Consider the following 23,997-nt stretch of genomic DNA (forward strand, 5'->3'; position numbering starts at 1 on the left):
GCGCTCGCGCGGCCGGCGCCGCACGGCACTGTGGGCGGCCGCGCTGGCGGTCGCCGTCGCGGGCGCGGGCGTCACGGCCTTGACGCTGCGCGGCCAGGGCGGCGAACCGCAGGGCAAGGACCCCAAGCCGTCCGGCTCGTCGTCGGGGCCCGCCTCCCCGCAGCCGGACCCCGTCCCGGCGGGCTACCGCCTGGTCGAGGAGGAGGGCGCCGGGCTCTCCCTGCCCGTGCCGAAGGGCTGGAAGCGCAAGGCGCTGCCCGACGGCACGATCGCGTTCATCGACCCGACAGGTCTGGCGAGCCTGCGGGTCAACGTCCTCGACTTCGCGACCACCGACCCCCTCCAGCACTGGAAGGACGACGAGGCGACGTCGCTCGCCAACGGGAAGCTGCCCGGCTACGAGCGGCTGCGGATGCAGAGCACCTCCTTCCGGGGACAGCCCGCCGCCATCTGGGAGTTCACCTTCGACGGCAGGGCCCGCGAGTTCCGCGCGATCGACCTCGGCTTCGGCGAGCCCGGCGAGAAGGAGTACGCGCTCTACCTCTCGGCGCCGAGCGCGGACTGGGCCCAGTACAAGCAGGTCTTCGACCATGCCCGGGACGGTCTGCGGATCGAGGACGACTAGCGGGCGGCTGGACGAGCGAGTCTGATGTCCCCGGCGGCCGTCGGGGGGGCAGGGATCGTCTGACCTCGCACACCCGCCCAGCGGAGGGGTGCCTGGGGCCCTGTGGGCCTGCTCTGCGCCCCGGTCACCGGCGTGGGGACCGCTGCTCGCCGCGGTCCGCTCGCGCCTGCGGGAGGCGGCAGCCGCCACTCTCCGGGTGAACGGGCTCAGCACCCCTGGCCGGGCCAGTCAAGGATCGTCCCTACGGGCGGGCCCGTAAACGCCGAGCAGCCGTCCAGAGGAACTCGCCGCGAACCAGGGCGTGAGCGTGTCCGAGGCCCCAGCGCACAGCGCGAGGACCCCGCACGCCGGTACGGCGGCGCTGGGCGCCGGCAGGCTGTGCGCCCACATCCGTTTCAGAGGCTCCTCGAGCCGAGGTTCGTCATGGGCGCTCGCCTTCGGGGCCTCCAGCGGCCTGAGCCAGCCGAAGACCGCCACCCGCGCCGGGCCCCGGGGCCGAGACAGGGTGTGGACTTTCTGTCCAGTCTGGACGTACAGTCCAGATATGGGGAAAGTCGAAGAGGGCGCCGACCCTCGCGTACAGATGTGGGCGCCGGTGTGCCAGGCCGTCGCGCTGCTCCTCGGCCCGTACGCCGAAGTCGTCCTGCACGATCCGGACACCGACCAGGTCATCGAGATCTGGAACCCCATGACCTCCCGCGGCCCCGGGGACCCGTCGCTGCTCGGCGAGCTGGACGACCTCGATCCCTCGGCGCGGGATGTGTACGGGCCGTACGAGAAGCTGCTCGCGGACGGACGGCGGCTGTCCTCGGTCAGCGCGGTGCTGCGCGACGCGCAAGGCAAGCCGTCGGCCGTCCTGTGCGTCAACCTCGACCGCAGCCCGCTCGAGCAGGCCGCGGCCGTGCTGTCCGCCTTCGGCGCCCCTGCCGTCGAGCGCCCGGAGCCGCTGTTCGAGCAGGACTGGTCCGAGCGCGTCCAGCACATCGTCGGCGGCTATGTCCGCGAGACGGGCCGCCCTGTCGAACGCCTGACCCGCCAGGACCGCATCGCCATCCTCGGCAGGCTCGACGAGGCCCGGGTGTTCGCGGTGCGCCGCGCCGCCCCGGTCGTCGCCGGCGCGCTGCGGGTGTCCCGGTCCACCGTCTACGGCCTGCTGGCCGAGCTCAGAGCATCAAGCGCAAAGGACTGACCGCCATGACCCGGCTGCCCGACTTCCGCCTCGAGACGTTCTTCTCCCGCTGGGAGTTCACCGCTCGCCACCATCTCACCGCCTCCGACGCCCAGACGATGACGTTGGCTCAGCTGCTCGCGCTGGCCGACGACAAGGACCGGGACGCCTTCGAGAACCTGTCCCTGGGCTACACCGAGACCTTCGGCGACCCGGCCCTGCGCGAGGTGATCGCCGAGACGTACGAGCACGCCGACGCCGACGACGTCATCTGCTTCGCCGGTGCCGAGGAGGCCCTCTATCTGGCGATGAACGTCCTGCTCGACGCGGGCGACCACGCGGTGGTCGTCACCCCGAACTACCAGGCCGCCGAGACCATCCCGCTGGCGCTGTGCGAGGTCACCGGGGTCGCCCTGGACCCCGAGCGGGACTGGGCCCTGGACCTGGACGAGGTGGCGGCCGCGTTCCGCCCGAACACCCGGGTCCTCTCGGTGAACTTCCCCAACAACCCCACCGGGAAGGTCGTCGACGCCGCCGACTTCGCCGCGCTGGCCCGGCTGTGCGACGAGCGCGGCGTCCACCTGTTCAGCGACGAGGTCTACCGCGGACTCGAGCGCGACCCCGCCCGTACGCTGCCCCAGGCCGCGGACCTCTCCGAGCGCGCCCTGTCCCTGAACGTGACGTCGAAGTCCCTGGGCCTGCCCGGACTGCGGATCGGCTGGATCGTCTGCCGCGACCGTGCGCTGCGCTCGCGCCTGGAGCGCGCCAAGCACTACACCACCATCTGCAACTCCGCCCCCAGCGAGGTCCTGGCCCGCATCGCGCTCAAGGCCCGCGGGACCATCCTGGACCGCAATCGGGCCCTGATCGCGGAGAGTCTGCCGACCTTCGACGCGTTCTTCGCCGAGTTCGCGGACGACTTCGAGTGGCAGGCGCCGGAAGGCGGCTGCGTCGCCTACCCCCGCTATCTCGGACCGGACGGCGTCGAGGACTTCTGCACCCGGCTGGTGGAGGAAGCCGGAGTCCTGCTGCTGCCCGCGAGCATCTACCGCTCCGAGCTCACCCCCAGCCCCGCCGACCGGTTCCGCATCGGCATCGGCCGCCGCAATCCGCACGAGGGACTCGCCGCGTTCGCCCAGTGGATGCGAGCACGCCGATGACCCTGCCCGTCTTCGACACGGCCGCCGTCCAGAAGGCCGCCACCTCGCAGCTGGTCCTCGACACCGCCCGTGCCGCGCTGGTCGCCCACGCGGAGGGCCGCACCAGCGTGCCGCCGCCCCTGCACATGGAGTTCCCCGGCGCCGACGGGGACTGCCACGTCAAAGCGGGATGGATCACCGGCGCCGCCGACTTCACCGTGAAGATCGCGACCGGCTTCTACGGCAACCCCCAGGCCGGACTGGCCTCCAACCATGGTCTGGTCTGCGTCGTCAGCGCCCGCACCGGCCAGATCCGCGCCATCCTCGACGACCGCGGTCTGCTGACCGCCTGGCGCACCGCCGCGGCAGGCGCACTGGTCACCCACGCCATGGCCCGGCCAGACGCCGCCACGCTCGCCGTCTTCGGCGCCGGCGAGCAGGCCCGCCTCCAGGCGACCTGGCTCGCCAGGCTCCGCCCGGTCGGCATGGTGCTGGTCCACGGCCGCAGCCCGCACAGAGCCGCCGCGCTGTGCGAGGAGCTCAGCGCACACGGCCTGCCCGCCCGCCCCGCCTCGGCGCACGAGGCGGCCGCCGCCGACATGATCATCACTACGACGCCGGCCACGGCCCCGGTGCTGGACGCCGACCAGGTCCGCGAGGGCGCGCATGTGACCGGCATCGGCGCCGACATGCCTCACAAGAACGAGCTGCCGCCCGCGCTGTTCGGCCGCGCCCAGCTGATCGCGACCGACGACCACGCCCAGTGCCTCGACCACGGCGACTTCGGACACGCCGTCCGGGCCGGGGCAGTCGCGGAGGGCGACGACATCGCGGCGGGCGCGCTGCTCAAGAGCCCGGTCGACCGGCCGGACAACGCCGTCACGGTCGCCGACCTGACCGGCGTAGGGGCTCTGGACGCCGCCCTGGCCTCAGCCGTCCTGAACGAGCTGCTGGCCTAGACGACTGCGAGACCGATGCTGTGGTGGCCGCCCGCCTCGGCATCCAGGCCGGGCGCGTGCGCGCCGCGGTCGGCGTCACTCCAGGAACTCCAGCAGCGCCGCGACGAGTTCGGCGGGCGCGTCCTCCTGGACCAGGTGGCCCGCGCCCGGGACGAGCCGCAGACGGGCCCCGGGGACGAGGGAGACGAGCTCGTGGGCCTTGGCCGCCGGAATCCAGGCGTCGTCCTCGCCCCAGCAGACCAGCACCGGGAGGTCGATCTCCCCGTACCGCGGCTGGACCTCGTCGGTGAAACGCTGGTCGGCCTGGGCGATCTGCCGGTAGAAGGCCGGCTGGCCGCCTTCGCCGAGCCACGGCGCCACGAGGGACTCCAGCGTCGCCGGGTGCAGTCCCGGGCTGCTGGCGGAGGAGATGTACTCGCGCACCAGGGCCTTGTGCAGGGGCGCCGGGAGCTGTTCGAACACCTCGGCGTGCTCGCCGACCAGCCGGAAGAACGGCGAGCCCCAGGGCGCCAGCGCGACCGGGTCCACCAGCGCGAGCCGGCGGTAGCGCGCGCCGTGCAGCAGATGGGCGCGCAGGGCGACCGCTCCGCCGAAGTCATGCGCCACCACCTGCGGTTCCGAGAGCTCGGAGAGACCCCAGTGCTCCAGCAGTTCGCACAGGACCCGGGCCTGAGCGGCCAGCGACACGTCCTGTCCGTCGGACATCTGCGAGGTCCCGTAGCCCGGCATGTCCCATACGAACACCTGGAACTCGCCGGCCAGCGCACGGGCGACCGCCCGCCAGACATAGGAGGAGAACGGCGTGCCGTGCAACAGGACGACGGGCGGCGCCGCCGGATCGCCGAGGCGGTCCCAGCGCACCTCTTCGGACGAGCTGGTGAAGGTCCTCGTCAGTTGCCAGCCGCCCACTGCTGCCCCTTCTCGCCTGACGGCCCATGAGGGACCGCGATACCGGTGATGATCTACAAGGGCCACGCACCTTACTAGGCCGGTGAGCGGAGGTCCACGGTCCGCAGCACCGCCCGGACCGCCTCGCCCCGCCGTCAGTCGGCGGGCGCGGCGGCAGCGGCGCGCCGGATCGCGTCGAGGGTGCGGCTCACGTCGTCGTCGGTCGTCGACCAGTTGCTCACCGAGATCCGCATGACGCGACGGCCGCGCCAGGTGGAGCCGCTGATCCACGCCGTGCCGTCCTCCAGCAGCCGGGCCAGCACCTCCTCCGTACGCCGGTCGCTGCCGAACGAGGCGCAGACCTGCGTGAACTCCACCTCGTTCAGGATGCTCGCCCCGTCGATCTCCGCGACGCCGGCGGCGAACACGCGGGCGTGCCGGCACAGTCGCTCCACCAGGTCGGCCACGCCCAGGCGCCCCAGGGACCTGAGCGCGGCCCACACGGTGAACGCCCTGCCGCGCCGGGAGAGCTCGGGGACCTTGTCGAAGGGGTCGCCCTGCTCGTGCTGGATGAGGTAGTCGCCGCGCAGGCCCATCGCGGCCCGCAGCGCCGAGGGGTCGCGCACGACGGCGAGGCCGCAGTCATAGGGGACGTTGAGGGTCTTGTGGGCGTCCGTCGCCCAGGAGTCGGCGCCCGCGCATCCCGCCGTCAGATGCGCGAAGCGCGGCGAGGCCGCCGCCCACAGCCCGAAGGCGCCGTCGACGTGCACCCACGCGCCTGCCTCGCGTGCCGCGCCGATCGTCTCCTCGAAGGCGTCGAAGGCGCCGGAGTGGATCTCTCCCGCCTGGAGAGCCACGATCGTGGGCCGCGCGCCGGCGCCCTCCAGAGCGCGGCGCAGGGCGTCGGGCCGGACGCGCCCCTGCTCGTCGGCCTCCGCCAGGCGCGGCTCGCCGAGCCCCAGGTAGCGCAGCGCCAGGTCGACGGCCATATGACGGCCCGCGCCTGCGACGACGTGCACGGGCGGCCCGCCGACGAGCCCGTCGCGGGCGACGTTCCAGCCGGCGCGCCGCAGCACCGCGTCGCGCCCGGCCGCCAGACAGGTGAAGTTGGCCATCGTGGCGCCCGTGGTGAACCCCACCGCGCTCTGGGCCGGCAGGCCGAGCAGATCGAGCAGCCAGGCGCCGGCGATGTCCTCGGCGGCGGTGTGCGCGGGCGACACCGTGCGCATCACGGCGTTCTGGTCCCACGCGCTGACCAGCCAGTCGGCCGCCAGCGCGGCCGGCTCGCCGCCGCCTACCACGAATCCGTAGAAACGGCCGCTGGGGAAGGCGGTGAGCCCCGGCTCGCAGGCGCGGGCGAGCAGCTCGACGACGTCGGCGGGGGCGCTGGGACGGTCCGGCAGCTCGGCCCCGAGCGCGCGCACGCTCTCGTCGACCGAGGCACGGGCGGGAACCGGGCGGTCGGCGAGGCTCGCCAGCCAGCGGACGGCGTGTTCGTACGCCTGGTGAAGCGCTGCCTCACGCGGGTCCATGTCTCGGACTATGGATCAGTCCGGGCGGCCCTGCAAGACACGGCCGCTCCCAGCAGTGCCTCCACCGCCCGACGCGGGCTCGTGGTCTGCCGCCGAACCGGTTGGGAGAGCCGTGGCAGGTGGGGTGCGTGTGCTTTCTCGGCGCGGAGATGTGAGGATGCCTCTGTGAGCAACGTTTACTTCGACATCACCATCGACGACAAGCCTGCAGGCCGGATCGTCTTCAAGCTCTACGACGACGTGGTCCCCAAGACCACCAAGAACTTCCGCGAGCTCGCCACCGGCGCGCACGGATACGGCTACGAGGGCTCGGGCTTCCACCGGGTCATCCCCGACTTCATGCTCCAGGGCGGTGACTTCACCCGAGGTGACGGCACCGGCGGCAAGAGCATCTACGGCGAGAAGTTCGAGGACGAGAACTTCCAGCTGAAGCACACGAAGCCGGGCCTGCTCTCCATGGCCAACGCCGGAAAGAACACCAACGGTTCGCAGTTCTTCATCACCACCATCGTCACCGACTGGCTGGACGGCAAGCACGTCGTCTTCGGCGAGGTCGTCGAGGGCATGGACATCGTGAAGAAGATCGAGGGCCTGGGGTCGCGCACCGGCAGGACCTCCGCCAACATCAAGATCGCGAAGTCCGGCGTCGTAGCCGAGTAGCAGTTCGCACGACAGAACCACCGCACCACCGCATCAGAGCACGACAGCTACACCAGGTTCAGGCGTCGCCCGGCACGGCCGGGCGTCCGTCCGGATCGCCCCGGCCGACCGTACGAGGGCCGGCCGGGTCGAAGCCTGGATCGCGAAGGCCTCCGCCGCGGCGGAGGCCTTCGCGCGTCCCGCGCCACCTCGCGCGCCGCCCGTCAGGACGTCAGGGCGTCAGGTAGGAGTGGAAGACGCCGTAGGGGTCGTACCGTGCCCGCAGGGTCTGCAGCCGCTGCCAGTGGTCCGGCGCGAACGAGCGCTCGGCGCGAGACGGGTCGGCGGTCAGGTCGGACTCGGCGATGTAGTGGCCCGTGCCGAGCGGCTCCACCGAGCTCATCGCGGAGCGCAGCCAGCGGGTGTTGACGCCGTCGTCCGCGGGGTCGTCCCAGACGGCGTACGGGACGACATAGCTCTCGCCGAGCACCGAGAACGCCATGTCGCCCAGCAGATCCTCGTCCTGCGACGCGGGCGACACGGGCGCGAGGACCAGCGAGTCGTCGGAGGGGGCGTTCTCGATCGTGTCGCGGAGCCTGGACAGCAGCGTGCCCACGGGCGCCTGCGACCACAGGGTGTCGGCCGCGTAGCGGCCCTGCGGGGGCCAGAAGCTGGCCGAGGCGTGGTTCAGGGCGCACAGGGACGCCGGGGCGTCCGTGTCCCGGAACAGGGCGCGCTTCGCGAAGGGGCTGCTCTCAAGCGGCCGGAGAAGACCGGCGGCCTCGTCGCTCGAGTCCGCGAAGGCGGTGGCGGTCAGCGTCAGCACCTTCGGCCGGGGGCTGAGCGCCGTCGTGTCCGGCGACGCGGTCGCCATGACGAGCGTCGACTCGACCGTCGGCTGGAGCTCGCGCGCGGTCTCGGCGGCCCAGTTCGCGGCCTCTTCGACGTCCGCGAGCGGAAAGCCGTAGGTGATCGACGAGATCGCCCCGGGATGCCGGTGCAGCCGCAGCCGGAATCCGGTGACGACGGCGAAGAAGCCCGGCCCGGCGCCGCGCGCCGCCCAGAGCAGCTCCGGATGCTCGTCCTCGTTGCAGCGGATGGCCTCGCCGTCCGCCGTCACGGCCTCGATCTCGTAGACGCTCCGGCACGCCGGCCCCAGGGCGCGGGAGTTCCACCCCAGCCCGCCGCTGAGGAGATACCCGCCGACGGCGACGGACCCGCAGTGCCCGACGGGAAAGGCGAGACCGTGCTCGACGAGACGGGGTACGAGTTCGTCCCCGGTGACGGCCGGCTGCACGAACGCCGTCCCGGCGGCCGGATCGACCTCGCACCGCCGGAGCCGGGAGAGGTCGATGAGCATGCCGTCGGAGCGGAGGGGCGAGCCGCACCAGCTGTGCCCGCCCGACCGGACGGCGACGCACAGACCGTGCGAGCGAGCCAGCCTGACGGCCTCGACGACGTCCTGCTCGCAGGCGGCCCGGACGATCAGCTCCGGGAACCGCCGGGGCTTGAGCCCGTTCCACAGCATGCTCGCCCAGACCGCGTCGTAGTCGGCGTCGCCCCGCCGGACGAGCGTCCCCTCGATGCCTCGGGAATGGCCGTGTGCGCAGATGGCGGACTCCAGGACTCTGAACATCCGCGGTGACGAGACGCGGAGTGCGAGCGAAGACGCCTCGACTCTACTCCGGCCGCCGTCCATCGCCCCGGCGTCGGACGCCGTCGGCGAGGCGTCCCGCCCGCGGCGCCCAGCCCAGGCCCGGACCCCGGCCCAGGCTCCAGCCGGGACTGGCGCGCGCCGGGCGGCGAGACCGCGCGAAGCAGCCTCGCACCGCCGCCGCGGCGGCGCGGAACCGGCACGCGCAGGATGCCCGGGCCCGGACCCCACCCAGCCCAGGCCGCAGGACCCCAGCCGAGGTCCCGGTCCGCCGTCGGGCGCTGCGTCGACGGACCGGCGCTGCTCAGCCGTCGGCGCGCTCCCGTGTCATGGGAGGCTCGGCGGGCGTCTCGGCGATCGGCGAGAAGAGCACCGACCGGACCACCTTCGGGGCGAACAGCGCGGTGAGCGGCGCCGTCAGGGTCAGCACCGAGCGGAAGGCCGGGCCCACGACGGGGTCGCCGGGGTAGCGCTGCTGGACGCGGCTCAGATACCAGCCGACGGGCCGGTCGACGGCCCGGGTGGCGAGGGCGTTGCCCTCCGCGCCCGGCATGCTCTTGTCCGCGCCCGCCGAGATGTCCCAGGCCTGCCGGGACGCCTGGAACAGCGCCTGCTGGACCCGGCGTGTCGTGGGCGTGCGCCGGCGATCGGCCAGCGCGTCGCGCAGCGCCACCGCGCTCATCGCCGCGACCGCCATGCCCTGGCCGTAGATCGGGTTGAACGTGCACAGCGCGTCGCTCGTCGCGAGGAATCCGGCGGGCCGGCGGCCCGGGCGGTCGTAGCGGCGGCGGAGGTTGGAGGTCTGGCGGAAGCCGAAGGGCGGGGTGGCCGGCTCGGCCTCGCGCAGCCAGTCATGGATGAAGGCATGCGGGAACCTGGCGGCGAACGCGGTGAACCCCTCCTCGTCCGTGGGCGGTTCGTCGCCCCGCAGCCCCGAGAGGATCACCAGATAGCGGCCGTCCTCCAGCGGCAGCACCCCACCGCCGTACACCTGCGAGGGGTTGGGGAAGACGTAGTAGCCGAGCGCCTGCGAGCCGAGGTGGTCGCTCTTGTTGTGGTAGACCCGGGAGGCGTACGCCAGCCCCGTGTCGATGGTCTCCTCCCGCGGAGGCTCCGCGCCGATCTCCGACAGCCACCGCGGCGCCCGCGAACCACGTCCCGAGGCGTCCACCACCAAGTCCGCCGCCAGCTCCTGCGACTGGTCGCCGGCGGCGGACGCGCCCTCGCCGCGCGGGCGCAGCAGCACGCCCCGCACCCGCGACGCGTCTCCGGCGAGCCCGACGACCTCCGTGGACGCGACGGTCGTGATCACGGGGTTGGCCAGCACGCGCTCGCGCACGAGGTGCTCGACCTGGGCGCGCGAACCGGTGTAGATATGCGTCGTCGGCTCCGTGCGCCGGAACCAGCGTCCGGTCTGCCACTGCACCATGTCCGACGGCATGCCGATCCGCGGGGCGCCCGCGGCCCTCAACTCGGCCATGAACCCCGGCAGCAGAGAGTCCAGCGCGAGCTGCCCGCCCTCGAGCAGCACATGCGTGTGCCTGCCCTGCGGCACGCCGGAGCGCGGATGAGGGCCCTCGGGCAGGCGGTCGCGCTCGACGATCGTCACCTTGTCCGCGTGCTCGGCCAGCACATGCGCCGCCAGCAGCCCCGCGAGGCTTCCGCCGATGACGACGGCGTGCCGCCCGCCCGCGCCGTGCCGCCAACCGCCCTGCCCCTGTGCGTTTTCTGCCATGTGCGCCCCTCGTGGTCAGCGAGTCGATCTAGGAGCGGCCAGTATCAGGCATGGCGGAACGCGGACGAGACCCCGGCGGGCGCGGCCGGGGCCTCGGCGGACCGAGAGCCCGCGAAATCGAGGCTCACCGCTCCCGGCGCCTCCGACGAGCACCCCACGTACCAGATCGCCTTGCTCTCACGCGAAGTTGACCGACGCCCACGCAAGGCCTCTCGCACTGCGGTCGGGCGGCCTCAGCGTGCTCAGAGCTCGGCGGCCGTCGGATACGAGTCCTGGGCGCCCCTCGTGGTGACCGCGGCGGCGCCCACCCGCACCGCGAGCGCCGCGGCCGGCGGGAGCTCCTCGCCCAGGCTCAGACGCCAGGCCAGCGCGGCGGTGAAGGCGTCGCCCGCGCCTGTCGTGTCCACCGCGTCGACCCGCGGACTGGGCACCCGCACGCCGGAGTCCGTACGACTGTCCATGACGAGCGCCCCCGCCGCGCCCAGCGTCACCACGACCGACCGCGGGCCGAGAGCGAGCAGCGAACGTGCCCAGTCCTCCGGGGACGCGCCCGGCGGCTGCTCTCCCAGAATCGTCAGAGCCTCGTGCTCGTTGACCACCAGCGGATCGCAGGCTGCCAGCACCTCGGCGGGAAGGGGAGCGGGCGGCGACGGGTTCAGCACGAGACGAGCGCCCGGGGCCATGCCCCGCACGACCTCGGCGACCGTCTCCAGCGGGATCTCCAGCTGAACGGAGACGACCCGCGCGGCGGCCAGCAGGCTCCCCGCGGCGCGGACGTCGGCGGGGAGCAGCCGAGCGTTGGCGCCGGGGGAGACCACGATGCTGTTGTCGCCCGACGGGTCCACGGTGATCAGGGCCACCCCGGTGGGCGCGCCGCCGACGAGGACGCCGGCCGTGTCGACGCCCGCCGCGCGCTGCGACTCCAGCAGCAGCCGCCCGTGGGCGTCGTCGCCGACACGGGCCAGCAGGGCGGTACGGGCGCCCAGGCGGGCGGCGGCGACCGCCTGGTTGGCGCCCTTGCCGCCCGGATGAACGGCCAGGTCGGAGCCGAGCACGGTCTCGCCGGGCGCGGGGCGGCGCTCGACGCCGATCACCAGGTCGGCGTTGGCCGACCCCACGACCAGCAGATCGTAGGCGTGCATGGATGTCCTGCTCTCACTCGTCGAGCGGTCGGCTCGGTCCGTCGTGTCCGTCATGTACGTCGGGTCCGTCGGATCGCTCGTGTCCGGCGGGTCGGTCGTGTCCGGCGGGTCCGTCGGGTCGGTCGCGGAGGGGGTCAGGAGAAGTCCGCGACGTTCTTCGATGTGACCACCTTGACCGGCACCATCACCGTCGCCGCCACGCCCTTGCCCTGCGCCGCCTTCACCGCGTTCTGAACGGCGATCTTGCCGAGCTCCTTGGGCTGCTGGGCCACCGACGCGTGGAGCGTGCCCGCCGCGACGGCCTTCAGGCCGTCGGGCGTGCCGTCGAAGCCGACGACGGCCACGGAGGCGCCGGCCCTGCCGCCCAGCGCCTTGACCGCGCCGAGAGCCATCTCGTCGTTCTCGGCGAAGACGCCCGTCACCTGCGGGTGGGCCTGCAGCAGGTTGGTCATGACGTCCAGGCCCTTGGCGCGGTCGAAGTCCGCGGGCTGCTTGGCCACCACCTTGATCCCGGGGTACGCCTTGAGGCCCTCGGCGAAGCCCTGGCCGCGCTCACGGCTGGCGGAGGCGCCCGCGGTGCCCTGGAGGACGACGATCTCGCCCTTGCCGCCGAGCTTCTCGGCCAGGGTCCGCGCGGCGAGCCGGCCGCCCGCGATGTTGTCGGAGGCGACGAGCGTCGCGTCCGCCTTGTTGACGACGCGGTCGGCGGCGACCACCGGGATGTCGGCCTTGCCGGCGGCCCGTACGGCCGGTCCCGCGGCGTCCGAGTCCACCGGGTTGACGATGATCGAGGCGACGCCTTCGCCGGTGAAGTTCTGGATCTGGTTGGCCTGCTGGGACGCGTCGTTCTGCGCGTCCGTCACGGTGAGGTCGACGCCGGCCGCCTCGGCCTCCGCCTGTGCGCCCTCCTTCATCTGTACGAAGAAGGGGTTGTTCAGGGTGGAGAGCGACATGCCGAGCTTCACGCCCTTGTCGGAGGAGCCCGAGGTGAGGAACGACGTCGCGCCGACGACGGCCGCCACGCAGACCGCCGCGAGCGCCAGCTTCGCCGCGCTCTTCTTCCCGCTGCCGGGCGATCCGGAGGCGGTCGAGGACGCGCTGCCCCCGCCGGCGCGGCGGCGCAGCGTGTCGAGCAGCACGGCGAGTGCGATGACGACGCCGATGACGACCTGCTGCCAGAACGCCGACACGGACAGCAGATTGAGGCCGTTGCGGAGCACGGCGAGGATGAGCGCGCCGATGAGCGTGCCGGACGCCTTGCCGACCCCGCCCGCGAGGCTCGCGCCGCCGATGACGACGGCGGCGATCGCGTCGAGCTCGTACCCCTGCGCGGCCTGCGGCTGGGCGGAGACCAGACGGGAGGCGAGGACGATGCCCGCGACGGCGGCGAAGAGCCCGGACAGCGCGTAGATCGCGAGCTTCTGCCGCTTGACGCGCAGCCCCGAGAGCCGGGCGGCCTCCTCGTTGCCGCCGATCGCGTACATCGAACGCCCGAGGTACGTACGGGACAGGACGACGGCCGTGACGACCCCCATCGCGATCATCATCAGGACCGGGACGGGCAGCCAGCCGCCGATCGTGTCGCCGAGCGCGGACACCGACTCGGGGAAGGCGATGGGGCTGCCCTGCGAGATGACCAGGGACAGACCGCGGCCGATGGAGAGCATGGCCAGGGTGGCGATGAACGGAGGCAGCCTGCCGTACGAGATCAGGGCGCCGTTCACGAGCCCGCAGGCGATGCCCGTGGCGACGGCCAGGACCACCGCCAGCCAGACGGGCACTCCCTGGGACGTCGCGGTCCACGCGAGCACGGTCGCCGACAGCGCGGCCACCGAGCCGACCGACAGGTCGATGCCCGCCGAGACGATGACGAAGGTGACGCCGAACGCGAGGATCGCGGTCACGGCCGCCTGCACACCCACGTTCAGCAGGTTCTGCGTGGTCAGGAAGTCGCCGGAGAGCAGCGACAGCGCCGCCACCAGGACGACCAGGGCGGTGAGCGCACCGTTGTCGAGCAGGATGCGGCGGACCGCCGAGGCGCTGCTCGCGCCCATGTCGCTCTTGAGCGTGTCAGTGGCCACGGGAGCCCTCCACTTCGTTCGCTGTCGGGTTCGGCGCGCTGACGGCCAAGGCCATCACCGCGTCCTGGGTGGCCGCTTCGGCGGCGAGTTCGCCGGCGATCCGGCCCTGGGCCATGACGAGCACGCGGTCGCTCATGCCCAGGACCTCCGGGAGATCGCTGGAGATCATCAGCACGGCGTGCCCGGACTCCGTCAGCTCGTTGACGAGCTGGTAGATCTCGACCTTCGCGCCGACGTCGACGCCCCGCGTCGGCTCGTCGAGGATCAGCACCCTGGTGTCGGCCAGCAGCCATTTGCCGATGACGACCTTCTGCTGATTGCCGCCGGACAGCGTGCGCACCTGCTGGCCGAGACCGGCCATTCGCACGCCCAGCTGCTCGGCGATCCGGGCCGCCGCGACGCGCTGCGCCTTGAGGTCGACGAGCCCGCCGCGGCTTGCCGCGCGCAGTGTGACGAGGCCGAGGTTCTCCTGCACCGAGGCGTCGAGCACCAGCCCCTGGCCCTTGCGGTCCTCGGGCACGAGGCCGATCCCGGCGCCCATCGCCGCGTTCACGTCGTGGCGGGCGACCCGCCGGCCGAGCACCTCGACGGCGCCCGTGTCATAGGGGTCGGCGCCGAACACGGCCCGGGCCACCTCGGTGCGCCCCGCGCCGACCAGCCCGGCGATGCCGACGACCTCGCCGGCATGCACCTCGAAGCTGACGTCGTGGAAGACGCCGTCGCGGGTCAGCCCCTTGACCGAGAGCAACGGCGCCCCGGCGGCGGGATCCTCGACGGCGGGCTCTGCGACGGCGGGCTCTGCCGGGGCGGACGCTGCGACGGCGGGCTCTGCCGGGGCGGACGCTGTTGCCTCCGGCTGGGCGGCATCCCGCGCCAGCGGCTCGGCGGCCTCGGGCGCTGCGGCGCCGGACCGCTGCCGCGGCGCCTCTGGCCGCCTGCGCGGATACTGCTGCTCGATGCTGCGCCCCACCATCATCCGCACGAGGTCGTCCCTCGGCGTCGAAGCCGGCGCCTGGCCGACGCTGCGCCCGTCGCGCAGCACGGTGACCCGGTCGCCGAGCGCCGCGATCTCCTCGAGGTGGTGGGTGATGAAGACGATGCCGACGCCGTCCTCGCGCAGTGCGCGCACGATGCGGAAGAGCCTGTCGACCTCCTCGGAGGTGAGAACGGCGGTCGGCTCGTCCATGATCAGAACGCGCGCGTCCAGGCTGAGCGCCTTGGCGATCTCGACCATCTGCAGCCGAGCGATGCCCAGTTCGCGCACCTTGGCGCGGGGCGAGACCCGTACGCCGACCCGGTCCAGCAGCTCCTCGGCGGCCGCCTCCATGGCACGGCGGTCGATCAGCCCGAAGCGCCGCGGCTGACGGCCGAGGAAGACGTTCTCGGCGACCGTCAGATCGGGGACCAGGTTGAACTCCTGGTAGATCGTGGCGATGCCGAGCCGCTCGGCGTCCTGGGCGCTGTGGATGCGCACCTCGCGCTCCGCGGCCAGGATCCGTCCGCTGTCCGGGCGGTGCGCGCCGGAGAGCATCTTGATCAGCGTGCTCTTGCCCGCGCCGTTCTCGCCGAGCAGGACGTGCACCTCCCCGCGGCGCAGGTCGAAGTCGACGCCGTCGAGCGCGACCACCCCGGGAAACGCCTTGCGCAATCCTTCGACGCGCAGCAACTCGCTGTGGCTGCTCACGTGTTGCTCCTTCGGTCCGGGGACTGCTCGCCGCAGGAACGGCGTACGACGAGACGCGCGGGGAGGGTGACGGACTGCGGCAGCCTGCCCTCGATGCGGTCGGTGAGCGCCCGTACGGCCGCTCGGCCCAGCTCGCCCGTCGGCTGGGAGATCGCCGTGATGGGCGGATCGGTGTGCGCGAACCACCGGATGTCGTCGAAGGCGGCGAGCGCGATGTCGTGCGGGATGCGCAGGCCGGCGGCGCGGATCGCGTCGAGCGCGCCGAGCGCCATCAGGTTGTCGGCGGCGAAGACGGCCTCGGGCGGCTCGGGCAGGGCGAGGAACCGCTCGGTGGCCCGGCGGCCGCTGTCCGCCTGGAAGTCGCCCTGGCCCGTGTACGCCTCGGGCAGCGCGAGACCGTGCTCGCGCAGCGCCTCGCGGAACGCCGCCACCCGCTCGCTGCCGGTGGTGGTGGCCGCCGGGCCCGCGATGATCGCGAGTCTGCGGTGGCCGAGGGCGTACAGATGCGCGACGAGATCGCGGACGGCCGCCCGGCCGTCGGCCCGCACGACGGGGACGTCCACGCCGGGAATCCACCGGTCCACGAAGACCATCGGGGTGCCGGCGCGCGCGGCGTCCAGCAGCAGAGGCGACGCGCCGTCGGTGGGGGAGAGGAGGAGCCCGTCGATCCGGCGGTCGAGGAGGGTGCGGACATGATGGTCCTGGAGCTCGGGCCGCTCGTCGGCGTTCCCGATGATCACGCTGTAGCCGCGTTCGCGGGCCTCTTCCTCGACGGAGCGGGCGAGTTCGGTGAAGTACGGGTTGAGCACGTCGCTGATGACCAGGCCGAGCGTGCGCGTCTGGTCCGTGCGCAGCGAACGGGCGACCGCGTTGGGGCGGTAGCCGAGGGCTTCGACGGCGGCCAGCACGCGGGCGCGTGCCTCGGTGCTGACGGAGGCGGCGTTGTTGAGAACGCGCGACACCGTGGCGACGGACACGCCCGCTGCGGCCGCGACGTCCTTGATGCTCGCCACGCCGACCACCTCCTTGTAGCCGTGGAATCGATTACATCGAGGATTGGAATCGATTACACGGCGATGGGGCAAGCCCTCGACGGCACAGCGAGATCCGATCGTGATGTGGCGGCACCCAGGGGGCGCCAGACGGTCTCCCGCCGTGCCGGCCCCTCGCCCGGGGCCGCTCCGGAACCCGATGGCGTCAGATTGGCACCCCTGAAGAGCATGGATGGCGCCACACCGCTCGAACCGGGGTTGGGGTCGTCTGGGGACCGTGTGGGCGGGTGGCGTCCGAGACGTCGGGCCGTAGCTGAAATGGCAGGTGGGAGGCCGTACGGCAGTCCGCTCTCAGGCCCTGTGCCGGGAGTGTCCGGGTGGGCTGGGCGACCCGTCGCCGGTGCCCGTTGTGCCGTTCGCGCGCCATGGAGGCTTGTGATGGCATCACTCTGGCGCCATAGTGGCGCTATGGACCTCACGCCCTACGTCGACCATCTCCGGCACGAGCTCGCGGTCGCCGCCGGCGCCGGCGGCGACGAAGCCCGCGCCCTGGCGGAGCGGCTCACCGCTCCGCTGGAGTCGGCTGCCCGTCTCACGCTGCTCAACGCCTTGTCCGCCGCCATGGACGAGGTCACCCGCGATCTCGCGCCCGGCTCGGTGGACGTGCGGCTGCGGGGGCTGGACCCCGAGTTCGTGGTGACGCCCGCACCGGCCCATGAGTCGTACGAGGGGCCCGAGGACGCCGGGACCGGGCCGAGCGAGGCCGCGACGTCGGCGCCGCCGGCGGTGGCGCCGACGCCGTCGGACGCCGACGAAGGGGGCACATCCCGGATCAACCTCCGGCTGCCCGCCCACCTCAAGCAGCGCGTCGAGGAGGCCGCGGGACGGGAGAGCCTCTCCGTGAACGCCTGGCTCGTCCGGGCCGTCGCCGCCTCCATCGAGCCCGGTGCCGAGAATGGTCGCCCCTCCCGCCGGACCTGGAAGGGGCAGGGCTACACCGGCTGGGTGCGCTGACCGAGGCACGCGGCGACGCATCGGCGCGCCGCGGCCACAGCTCGCCTCCCGAGCACTTTCTTTGTTGCGCCGCCCTGCGCGGTGCTCACCGCACGACTTCACGCGCTTGAGCCGACTTGAGCCAAGAGGACGGGACACCCATGCCTGATTTCGACACCCCGGAGCCCATCGCCGTCACCATCGAGTTCGACATCGGGTCGGCCCGGATCACCGCGGGGAAGCGCGGCGACACCGTCGTCGAGGTGCTGCCGACCGACGCCGCCGACGACATGGACGTCTGGGCCGCCCAGCACACCCAGGTCTCCTACGCCGACGGCAGACTGCTCGTACGCGGCCCCAAGAAGCGCTCCCTGTTCGGCAAGGTCGGCTCGGTCGACGTGACGATCGAGCTGCCCGCCGGCTCGCAGGTGCACGGCGTCTCGCCGATGGCCGCCTTCTCCTGCGCAGGGCCGCTCACGGAGTGCCGGCTCAAGACCCGCGCCGGCGACATCCAGGTCGAACAGGCCGGCGTCGTGCACCTGGAGACCGCGATCGGCGACGTCATGGTGGACCGCGTCGCGGGCGACGCGGAGATCTCGGGCAGCGGACGCGTACGCGTCGGCGAGGTCGCAGGCTCGGCCACGGTCAAGAACTCCAACGGCGAGACCGTGGTCGGCGAGGTCACCGGAGATCTGCGCGCCCGCTCCTCCAACGGCGCCATCACCGTCGGCCGCGCGCACGGCTCGGTCCAGGCCAGGACCGCCAGCGGCAGCATCCGCGTCGAAGAGGTGGCACGCGGCCTGGTCGAGCTCGAGACCGCCGCGGGCAACGTCGAGGTCGGCGTCCGCGAGACCACCGCCGCCTGGCTCGACGTGCGCTCCCGCACCGGCCGGGTGCGCAACTCCCTCGGCGCCTCCGAAGGCCCCGAGGACTCCGACGAGACCGTCGAGGTGCGCGCCCGCACCGGCGTCGGCGACATCGTGATCCGCCGCTCCTGAGCACCGCCGCCCCGACGAATGTCCTGGCGAACGCCCTGACGAATGCTCCGACGAAGAAGGGAAGGACCGCTATGACGGCGTCCACCGCGACCGCGCTCGCGCCGGCGATCACGACGGTCGGCCTGCGCAAGTCGTACGGCGACAAGGTCGTGCTCGACGGCATCGACCTCCGTATCCCTCAGGGAACGGTCTTCGCGCTGCTCGGCCCCAACGGCGCCGGCAAGACCACCACCGTGGAGATCCTCTCGACCCTCATCGCCGCCGACGCCGGGCAGGCCCAGGTCGCCGGACACGACCTGAACCGCCAAGCCGACGCCGTACGCCGGGCGATCGGCGTCACCGGACAGTTCTCCGCGGTGGACAACCTGCTGACCGCGCAGGAGAACCTGATCCTCATGGCGGACCTGAACCATCTGGAGCGAGACGAGGGCCGGCGGCGGGCCGCCGCGCTCCTGGCGCGGTTCGATCTGTCCGAGGCCGCGCACCAGCCGGTCGTCGCCTTCTCCGGCGGCATGCGGCGCAAGCTCGATCTCGCGATGACCCTCGTCGGACGGCCGCGCGTCATCTTCCTCGACGAGCCGACCACCGGTCTCGACCCGCGCAGCCGCCGCACCATGTGGGAGATCATCCGCAGCCTCGTCGACGACGGAGTCACCATCTTCCTGACGACCCAGTACCTGGAGGAGGCGGATCAGCTCGCCGACCGCATCGCGGTCCTCGACCAGGGGAGACTGGTCGCCGAGGGAACCGCGGACCAGCTGAAGCGGCGCATCCCCGGCGGCCATATCCGCCTGCAGTTCGCCGACGCGAGCGGACTCGACGCGGCGGCCCGGCTGTTCGCCGTCGTGTCCCGCGACAGCGAGGCCCTCACGCTCCAGATTCCCGGCGACGGCTCCCTCCCCACCCTGAGGGCCGTGCTCGACATCCTGGACGAGGCCTCGGTCGAGGCCGAGTCGCTCACCGTGCACACCCCGGACCTCGACGATGTGTTCCTCGCCCTGACCGGCCATGTCGGCCCGCAGCGCACCCCCGACTCCCGCCAGGAGAACGTTCGATGAGCAGCCTCTCCTATGCCGTCAGAGACTCGGCGACGATGCTGCGGCGCAACCTCAAGCACGCGCTGCGCTATCCGTCCCTGACGATCGCAGTCGTCGTGATGCCCGTCATGATCCTCATGATGTTCAACTACGCCTTCGGCGGAGCCCTCGGCGCCGGCATCGGCGGCGTCGCACCGGGCGGCGGCGGGGAGTACATCGACTACGTCGCCCCCGGCATCATCCTGATGGCCGCGACGTCGGGATCCCTGTCCACCGCGGTCGGCGTCTGCGTCGACCGGACCGAGGGCATCGTCAACCGCTTCCGTACGATGGCGATCTCGCGGGCGTCCTTCATGACCGGCCATGTCGTCGGCAGCGTGATCCAGACGATGGCCGGCATCGTCCTCGTCATCGCGGTCGCGCTGCTCATGGGCTTCAGGCCCAACGCGACCCTGGTCGAGTGGATCGCCGTGCTCGGCCTGCTCGCCGCGCTCACCCTGGCGCTCACCTGGCTGGGGGCCGCCTTCGGTCTGGTGGCCAAGACGCCCGAGACGGCGAGCAATATGCCGATGCCCCTGCAGTTCCTGCCGTTCCTCGGCAGCGCCATCGTCCCGCCGGAGTCGATGCCGACCGGGCTGCGCCTCTTCGCCGAGTACCAGCCCTTCACACCGGTCATCGAGACGCTGCGGGGTCTGCTGACGGGCTGTGAGATCGGTGCCAGCGCGCTGATCGCGGCGGCGTGGTGCCTCGGCCTGGCGGCGGCGGGCTATCTGTGGGCCCGGGCGGCGTTCAACCGTCCCCTGGGGCGCTGACCCGGCCCCTGGGCGCGCGGTATGCGCACGGTCTCCTGACCTCAGGATCGCGCGCACCCGCCGTACCCGCCGTACCCGCCGCACGCCCCGCGCGGCCCGGAGCCGGGCGTGCTAGTCACGCTGGGGGCTGAGGAACTCCAGGCGGTTGCCGTGGCAGTCGGAGGCGTAGAACCGCCGGTGGCCCGGGAAGTCGTCGTCCCAGGTGATCTCGACTCCCTTGCCGGTCAGGCGCTGGGCGAGGCCGTCGAGGTCGGCGACGAGGATGCCGGGATGTGCCTTGCGCGCCGGGCGGAAGTCCTCCTCCACTCCGAGGTGGATCTCCAGGCTGTCGGCGCGCACCCACAGGCCGCCGCGGGCCGCGAGCACCGGCGGCTTCTCCAGCTCGGTCATGCCGAGCACGTCGACGTAGAAGCTGCGGCACAGCTCCTCTCCCCCCGGAGGCAGGGCGAGTTGTACGTGGTGCAGCCCGAACGCGTAGTCCGTCGCAGCCGATGCCGCGGGCTTCGCCGCGGTCTTTGGCGTGCCGGCCGGCCGCGTCTCTCGTTCCTCGTTCGCCATCGGGAAACCCCCTTCTCGATCCATGGTCCACAAGCCTGCCAGAGCCTCGGCCGCCGGGTTCGACCGGCTGCGCGGAACCGGTGTACAGGCAAAGAAACCTGATGGATCGTCGCAAAAACATTCATGGCTCAGGCCGAGAACCACATGGTGGGATCGAGCCGGAGAGGAGCGCATGATGCTGGTGCGCCCCTCTCCAGCATTCCGCAGCGGACGGACGAGAACCGAGGACGTCGAATGAACCGCACCACACGTCACCAGCACGGCGTCGCGCCTGCGTTAGCCCTCTTCTTCGCGGCAGGCGCGCTGATCTCCGCGTTCTCCCTCTCTCTCGCCGGCCCGGCTTCCCCCGGGCCCGGGACGGCGGACACCGGAGCGGGGAAGGCGGTCGTCGCGCAGGTCGCGCCCGCCTGCTTCGGCAGCTCCTGCAACATCCCCTGGGACTGGTGAGCTGCGCGGCACTCTCGTGCCGTCCCACGGCAGTGGTCCAAGACTCCGAGTGATCACCGCCGTTCTGGCTATCTGACAACGTTGCCACAAAGGAAACACATGCGAACAGTCATCGTGGGCGCCGGATCCGCCGGCCTCATGTGCGCCTGGAGACTCAGCGAGGACCCCGGGCACGAGGTCGTTCTCGTGGACGCGGGCGTCGATCCGGGGCCCGACGTCCCCGAGGCGCTGCGCAAGGAGATACTTCTGCCGCCCGAGTACTACTGGGAGTACTCCGACGCGGACACCGGATACTTCCTGCCACGCGGCAAGGTGTTCGGCGGCAGCTCGGCGGTGAACGCGGCGGCAGCCGTACGCGGACATCCCTGGTGCTACGACGCCTGGGGCTCGCCGGAGTGGACCTGGGAGAAGTGCCTGCCCGCGTTCCGCGCCATCGAGCGCGACCGGCAGTTCGGCGGGGAGGAGTACCACGGCGCCGGCGGGCCGATCGCGATCACGCGGCATGAGCCGGGGGCGTTCGACGTCACCTTCCAAGGCGCCTACGAGAGCCGTGGCTTCGCCCCGGTGCCGGACCACAACGCGCCCGGCGAGCTCGGATTCGGGCCGTTCCCCACCAACCGCGTCGGCGGAGTCAGGATGAGCACACTGGTCGCGCTCCTGCCCCAGGTACGGTCGCGGCCGAACGTCGAGCTGCGCCCCCAGAGCGAGGTCGTGCGCGTCATCGTGCGGCGCGGGCGGGCGCACGGAGTGGTCGTCCGCGACGAATACGGCGAGCAGAGCGTCTTCGCCGACCAGGTCGTGCTGAGCGCGGGGGCCTTCGGCACCCCGGAGATCCTCTTCCGCTCCGGCGTCGGACCGGCCGACCAGCTGCGGGCCGCGGGTCTCCCGGTCTACGCCGACGCCCCCGAGCTGGGCGCCAACCTGTCCGACCACGCCATCATGCAGATGCAGGTGGAGGTCGCCGACCCCGCCGAGCTGCCGATGCCGGGCGGGCAGGGCACGCTGCTGACGTTCGAGCTGGAAGGCGAGAACCATCCCCAAGCCCATGTGTTCGCCTACCACGCGCCGTTCTTCGACCCCACCGCCGGACCGCTGACCGCCTCCGTCACCAGCTCCCTGGTCACCCCGGTCAGCCGAGGCCGCCTCGAACTGGGCGGGGAGCGGGCGAAGGTGCACCTCAACCACCTCTCCGACCCGCTGGACCGCCTGCGGGCCGCCGAGATCGTCTCGACGGTCGCCGACATCGTCGACGAGCTCGCGGCGAAGGGAACGCTGAAGCTCCCCGACGCCCCGTGGTGGACGCAGGACGGCCTCGAGGAGGCGTGCCGGCGCAACGCCCTCTCCTACCACCACCCCGTCGGCACCTGCCGGATGGGCGCGGACGACGCGAGCGTCGTCGACGAGCGGCTCCGCGTTCGAGGAGTGGACGACCTCATGGTCGCCGACGCCTCCGTGATGCCCAGCATTCCGCGCGCGCAGACCAACCTGGCCACGATGATGATCGGCTATCGGGCCGCCGGGTTCGCCGCACGCTGAACGCGGTCACGTCGTGTCGGACGCGACGGCCGCGGCGGCGGCGCCCCAGCGACGAGGGCCGCTGGGGCGCCGCAGCAGCCGTCGAGGTGCTCCGGCGGAGTGCCTCGACGCGGCGGGGAACCGGAGATCGGACCCGAGCGTCGTCCTACCGTGCGACGTCGTCACCCCGGCCGCGACGCGAGAAGCGTCGAACGGGAGCATGGGCACCGGATGGAGCAGGCGGACAGCGGCGCGGCGGACAGCGTTCCCCAGGGCAGCGTTCGCCAGAGCGGCGGTACTGAGAACAGCGGTACTGAGGGCAGCGGCGTGGCCGTTGCCGGTCTCGCGGACAGCGGTGTGGCGGGCAGCGACGCCGAGGCGGCGAGGTCGCGGACCGGGCGCATCGGGCGGCGGCTTCTCGCGGTCCGGAGAGGGGATCGCGTTCTCGTCCTGCTCGCCGCGCTCGTGACCTTCCTGCTGCTCTTCCCCGCCGCCGTGCCCAATGGCGTCGGCCGTCTGGGCAGCCTGCTGGAGACGTTCCTGCCGTGGCTCGGCCTGACGGCGCCTCTGCTGGCCGCTCTGGCGCTGCTGCGCCGCTCCGCCGTCGCGCTGGCCGCGGCACTGGCGCCCGCGGCGGCCTGGTGCGCCCTCTTCGGCGGTCTGCTGCTGCCCCCGTCCGACACGTCGTCCGACGTCACCGCGCTTCAGCACAATGTCAGCGACGAGAACCCGGATCCCTCGGGCACGGCCGGGCGCCTGCTCAAGGCGGGGGCCGACCTCGTCGCGCTGGAGGAGCTGACCCCGGCCGCGCTGCCGGCCTTCGAGGAGGCTCTGCAGGGGCGCTATCCCCACCATGCGGTCACGGGCACGGTCGGGCTCTGGTCGACGTACCCCCTCGACGACGTACGGCCCGTGGACATCAAGCCGCAGGGCGTCGGCGCGGGCTGGAACCGCGGGCTGAGGGCGACGGCCCGCACGCCGCACGGCGACGTCGCCGTGTACGTGGCCCATCTGCCGTCCGTGCGCATCGGCCTGAGCGGCGGGTTCCGTTCGGCCTGGCGGGACGAGAGCGCCGCTCTGCTCGGCGCGGCCATCGCCGCCGAGCCGCTGGAGCGGGTGATTCTGCTCGGGGACCTCAACAGCACGGTCGACGACCGCGGTCTGGCGCCGGTCAGCTCGCAGATGCGGCTCCCCGGCTCCGGACTGGCGTTCAGCTGGCCCGCGGCCATGCCGGTCGCCCGGATCGACCAGATCCTGGCGCGGGAGGCGACCGTGACCCATGTCTGGTCGCTGTCCGCGACCGGAAGCGACCATCTGCCGATCGCGGCGCGCATCAGGTTCTGACCGCCCGCCGGACCACGCGTGGAGCACGCGGCGGGGACGCGCCCCCCGTCGCGCC

20 protein-coding genes and 1 pseudogene are annotated in these 23,997 nt (G+C 72.7%); 12 read left to right on the forward strand and 9 right to left on the reverse strand.

All coding sequences use genetic code 11. The features are described from left to right. From AB0M39_RS36130 to AB0M39_RS36145, 4 genes and pseudogenes are all read left to right on the forward strand, one after another. Positions 1 to 625: pseudogene (locus tag AB0M39_RS36130) on the forward strand (serine/threonine protein kinase); the annotation flags it as partial. 544 nt (positions 626 to 1,169) lie between these two features. Continuing rightward, entirely contained in the window at positions 1,170 to 1,814 is a 645-nt protein-coding gene (locus tag AB0M39_RS36135) for a PAS domain-containing protein (RefSeq protein ID WP_365371631.1), read from the forward strand. 5 nt (positions 1,815 to 1,819) lie between these two features. Next, positions 1,820 to 2,953 (forward strand): pyridoxal phosphate-dependent aminotransferase, encoded by a 1,134-nt coding sequence (locus AB0M39_RS36140; protein WP_365371634.1) that lies wholly within the window; start codon positions 1,820 to 1,822, stop codon positions 2,951 to 2,953. Continuing rightward, complete coding sequence (locus AB0M39_RS36145) at positions 2,950 to 3,891, forward strand: ornithine cyclodeaminase family protein (RefSeq protein WP_365371636.1); 942 nt, start codon at positions 2,950 to 2,952, stop codon at positions 3,889 to 3,891. The genes AB0M39_RS36140 and AB0M39_RS36145 overlap by 4 nt, the downstream gene beginning before the upstream one ends. 75 nt (positions 3,892 to 3,966) lie before the next feature. Here AB0M39_RS36145 and AB0M39_RS36150 read toward each other — a convergent pair whose 3' ends face one another. Then, positions 3,967 to 4,800, reverse strand: coding sequence for an alpha/beta hydrolase (locus AB0M39_RS36150; protein WP_365371639.1), 834 nt, complete (start codon positions 4,798 to 4,800; stop codon positions 3,967 to 3,969). 134 nt (positions 4,801 to 4,934) lie between these two features. After that, a complete protein-coding gene (locus tag AB0M39_RS36155; protein ID WP_365371642.1) occupies positions 4,935 to 6,311 on the reverse strand; it encodes a pyridoxal-dependent decarboxylase in 1,377 nt (458 codons plus the stop codon). 165 nt (positions 6,312 to 6,476) lie between these two features. Between AB0M39_RS36155 and AB0M39_RS36160 the strand changes: the two genes are divergently transcribed. Next, entirely contained in the window at positions 6,477 to 6,971 is a 495-nt protein-coding gene (locus AB0M39_RS36160; RefSeq protein WP_365371645.1) for a peptidylprolyl isomerase, read from the forward strand. A gap of 211 nt (positions 6,972 to 7,182) precedes the next feature. Here the strand turns inward: AB0M39_RS36160 and AB0M39_RS36165 are convergent, their stop codons facing one another. The 6 genes from AB0M39_RS36165 to AB0M39_RS36190 all read right to left on the reverse strand — a co-directional run bounded on the left by AB0M39_RS36165 (position 7,183) and on the right by AB0M39_RS36190 (position 16,259). Then, positions 7,183 to 8,586 (reverse strand): FAD-binding oxidoreductase, encoded by a 1,404-nt coding sequence (locus AB0M39_RS36165; RefSeq protein ID WP_365371647.1) that lies wholly within the window; start codon positions 8,584 to 8,586, stop codon positions 7,183 to 7,185. A 322-nt stretch (positions 8,587 to 8,908) separates the two neighbouring features. Further along, a complete protein-coding gene (locus AB0M39_RS36170) occupies positions 8,909 to 10,339 on the reverse strand; it encodes an FAD-dependent monooxygenase (RefSeq protein ID WP_365371650.1) in 1,431 nt (476 codons plus the stop codon). Between the two features lie 242 nt (positions 10,340 to 10,581). Then, positions 10,582 to 11,481 carry a ribokinase gene (locus tag AB0M39_RS36175; RefSeq protein WP_365371653.1) on the reverse strand — a complete coding sequence of 300 codons (900 nt, stop codon included), beginning with the start codon at positions 11,479 to 11,481 and terminating at the stop codon, positions 10,582 to 10,584. A gap of 134 nt (positions 11,482 to 11,615) precedes the next feature. After that, a complete protein-coding gene (locus tag AB0M39_RS36180; protein ID WP_365371656.1) occupies positions 11,616 to 13,562 on the reverse strand; it encodes a substrate-binding domain-containing protein in 1,947 nt (648 codons plus the stop codon). Beyond that, positions 13,552 to 15,246, reverse strand: coding sequence for a sugar ABC transporter ATP-binding protein (locus tag AB0M39_RS36185; protein ID WP_365371659.1), 1,695 nt, complete (start codon positions 15,244 to 15,246; stop codon positions 13,552 to 13,554). Before AB0M39_RS36185 ends, AB0M39_RS36180 begins: the two co-directional genes overlap by 11 nt. Continuing rightward, a complete protein-coding gene (locus AB0M39_RS36190; RefSeq protein ID WP_365371661.1) occupies positions 15,243 to 16,259 on the reverse strand; it encodes a LacI family DNA-binding transcriptional regulator in 1,017 nt (338 codons plus the stop codon). The genes AB0M39_RS36185 and AB0M39_RS36190 overlap by 4 nt, the downstream gene beginning before the upstream one ends. Positions 16,260 to 16,706: 447 nt before the next feature. Between AB0M39_RS36190 and AB0M39_RS36195 the strand changes: the two genes are divergently transcribed. The 4 genes from AB0M39_RS36195 (at position 16,707) to AB0M39_RS36210 (ending at position 20,078) form a co-directional block, all read left to right on the forward strand. Further along, positions 16,707 to 17,252, forward strand: a complete 546-nt coding sequence (locus AB0M39_RS36195) for a hypothetical protein (RefSeq protein ID WP_365371664.1) — start codon at positions 16,707 to 16,709, stop codon at positions 17,250 to 17,252. A 140-nt stretch (positions 17,253 to 17,392) separates the two neighbouring features. Beyond that, complete coding sequence (locus AB0M39_RS36200; protein ID WP_365371666.1) at positions 17,393 to 18,229, forward strand: DUF4097 family beta strand repeat-containing protein; 837 nt, start codon at positions 17,393 to 17,395, stop codon at positions 18,227 to 18,229. Between the two features lie 71 nt (positions 18,230 to 18,300). Continuing rightward, positions 18,301 to 19,287: an ATP-binding cassette domain-containing protein gene (locus AB0M39_RS36205; RefSeq protein ID WP_365371669.1), complete on the forward strand. Its 987-nt coding sequence runs from the start codon at positions 18,301 to 18,303 to the stop codon at positions 19,285 to 19,287. After that, positions 19,284 to 20,078: an ABC transporter permease gene (locus AB0M39_RS36210; RefSeq protein ID WP_365371671.1), complete on the forward strand. Its 795-nt coding sequence runs from the start codon at positions 19,284 to 19,286 to the stop codon at positions 20,076 to 20,078. The genes AB0M39_RS36205 and AB0M39_RS36210 overlap by 4 nt, the downstream gene beginning before the upstream one ends. A gap of 111 nt (positions 20,079 to 20,189) precedes the next feature. Here the strand turns inward: AB0M39_RS36210 and AB0M39_RS36215 are convergent, their stop codons facing one another. Then, positions 20,190 to 20,636 (reverse strand): VOC family protein, encoded by a 447-nt coding sequence (locus AB0M39_RS36215; protein ID WP_365371674.1) that lies wholly within the window; start codon positions 20,634 to 20,636, stop codon positions 20,190 to 20,192. A 234-nt stretch (positions 20,637 to 20,870) separates the two neighbouring features. Here AB0M39_RS36215 and AB0M39_RS36220 point away from each other — a divergent pair, with 234 nt between their 5' ends. From AB0M39_RS36220 to AB0M39_RS36230, 3 genes are all read left to right on the forward strand, one after another. Then, positions 20,871 to 21,083: a hypothetical protein gene (locus tag AB0M39_RS36220; RefSeq protein WP_365371677.1), complete on the forward strand. Its 213-nt coding sequence runs from the start codon at positions 20,871 to 20,873 to the stop codon at positions 21,081 to 21,083. 99 nt (positions 21,084 to 21,182) lie between these two features. After that, the gene (locus AB0M39_RS36225) at positions 21,183 to 22,619 is read left to right on the forward strand and encodes a GMC family oxidoreductase (protein ID WP_365371679.1); all 1,437 of its coding nucleotides are present in this window, start codon (positions 21,183 to 21,185) and stop codon (positions 22,617 to 22,619) included. Between the two features lie 210 nt (positions 22,620 to 22,829). Further along, complete coding sequence (locus tag AB0M39_RS36230; RefSeq protein WP_365371682.1) at positions 22,830 to 23,942, forward strand: endonuclease/exonuclease/phosphatase family protein; 1,113 nt, start codon at positions 22,830 to 22,832, stop codon at positions 23,940 to 23,942. Positions 23,943 to 23,997: the final 55 nt, after the last annotated feature.

The organism is Streptomyces sp. NPDC051907 (genome assembly GCF_040681075.1).
Classification (GTDB): domain Bacteria; phylum Actinomycetota; class Actinomycetes; order Streptomycetales; family Streptomycetaceae; genus Streptomyces.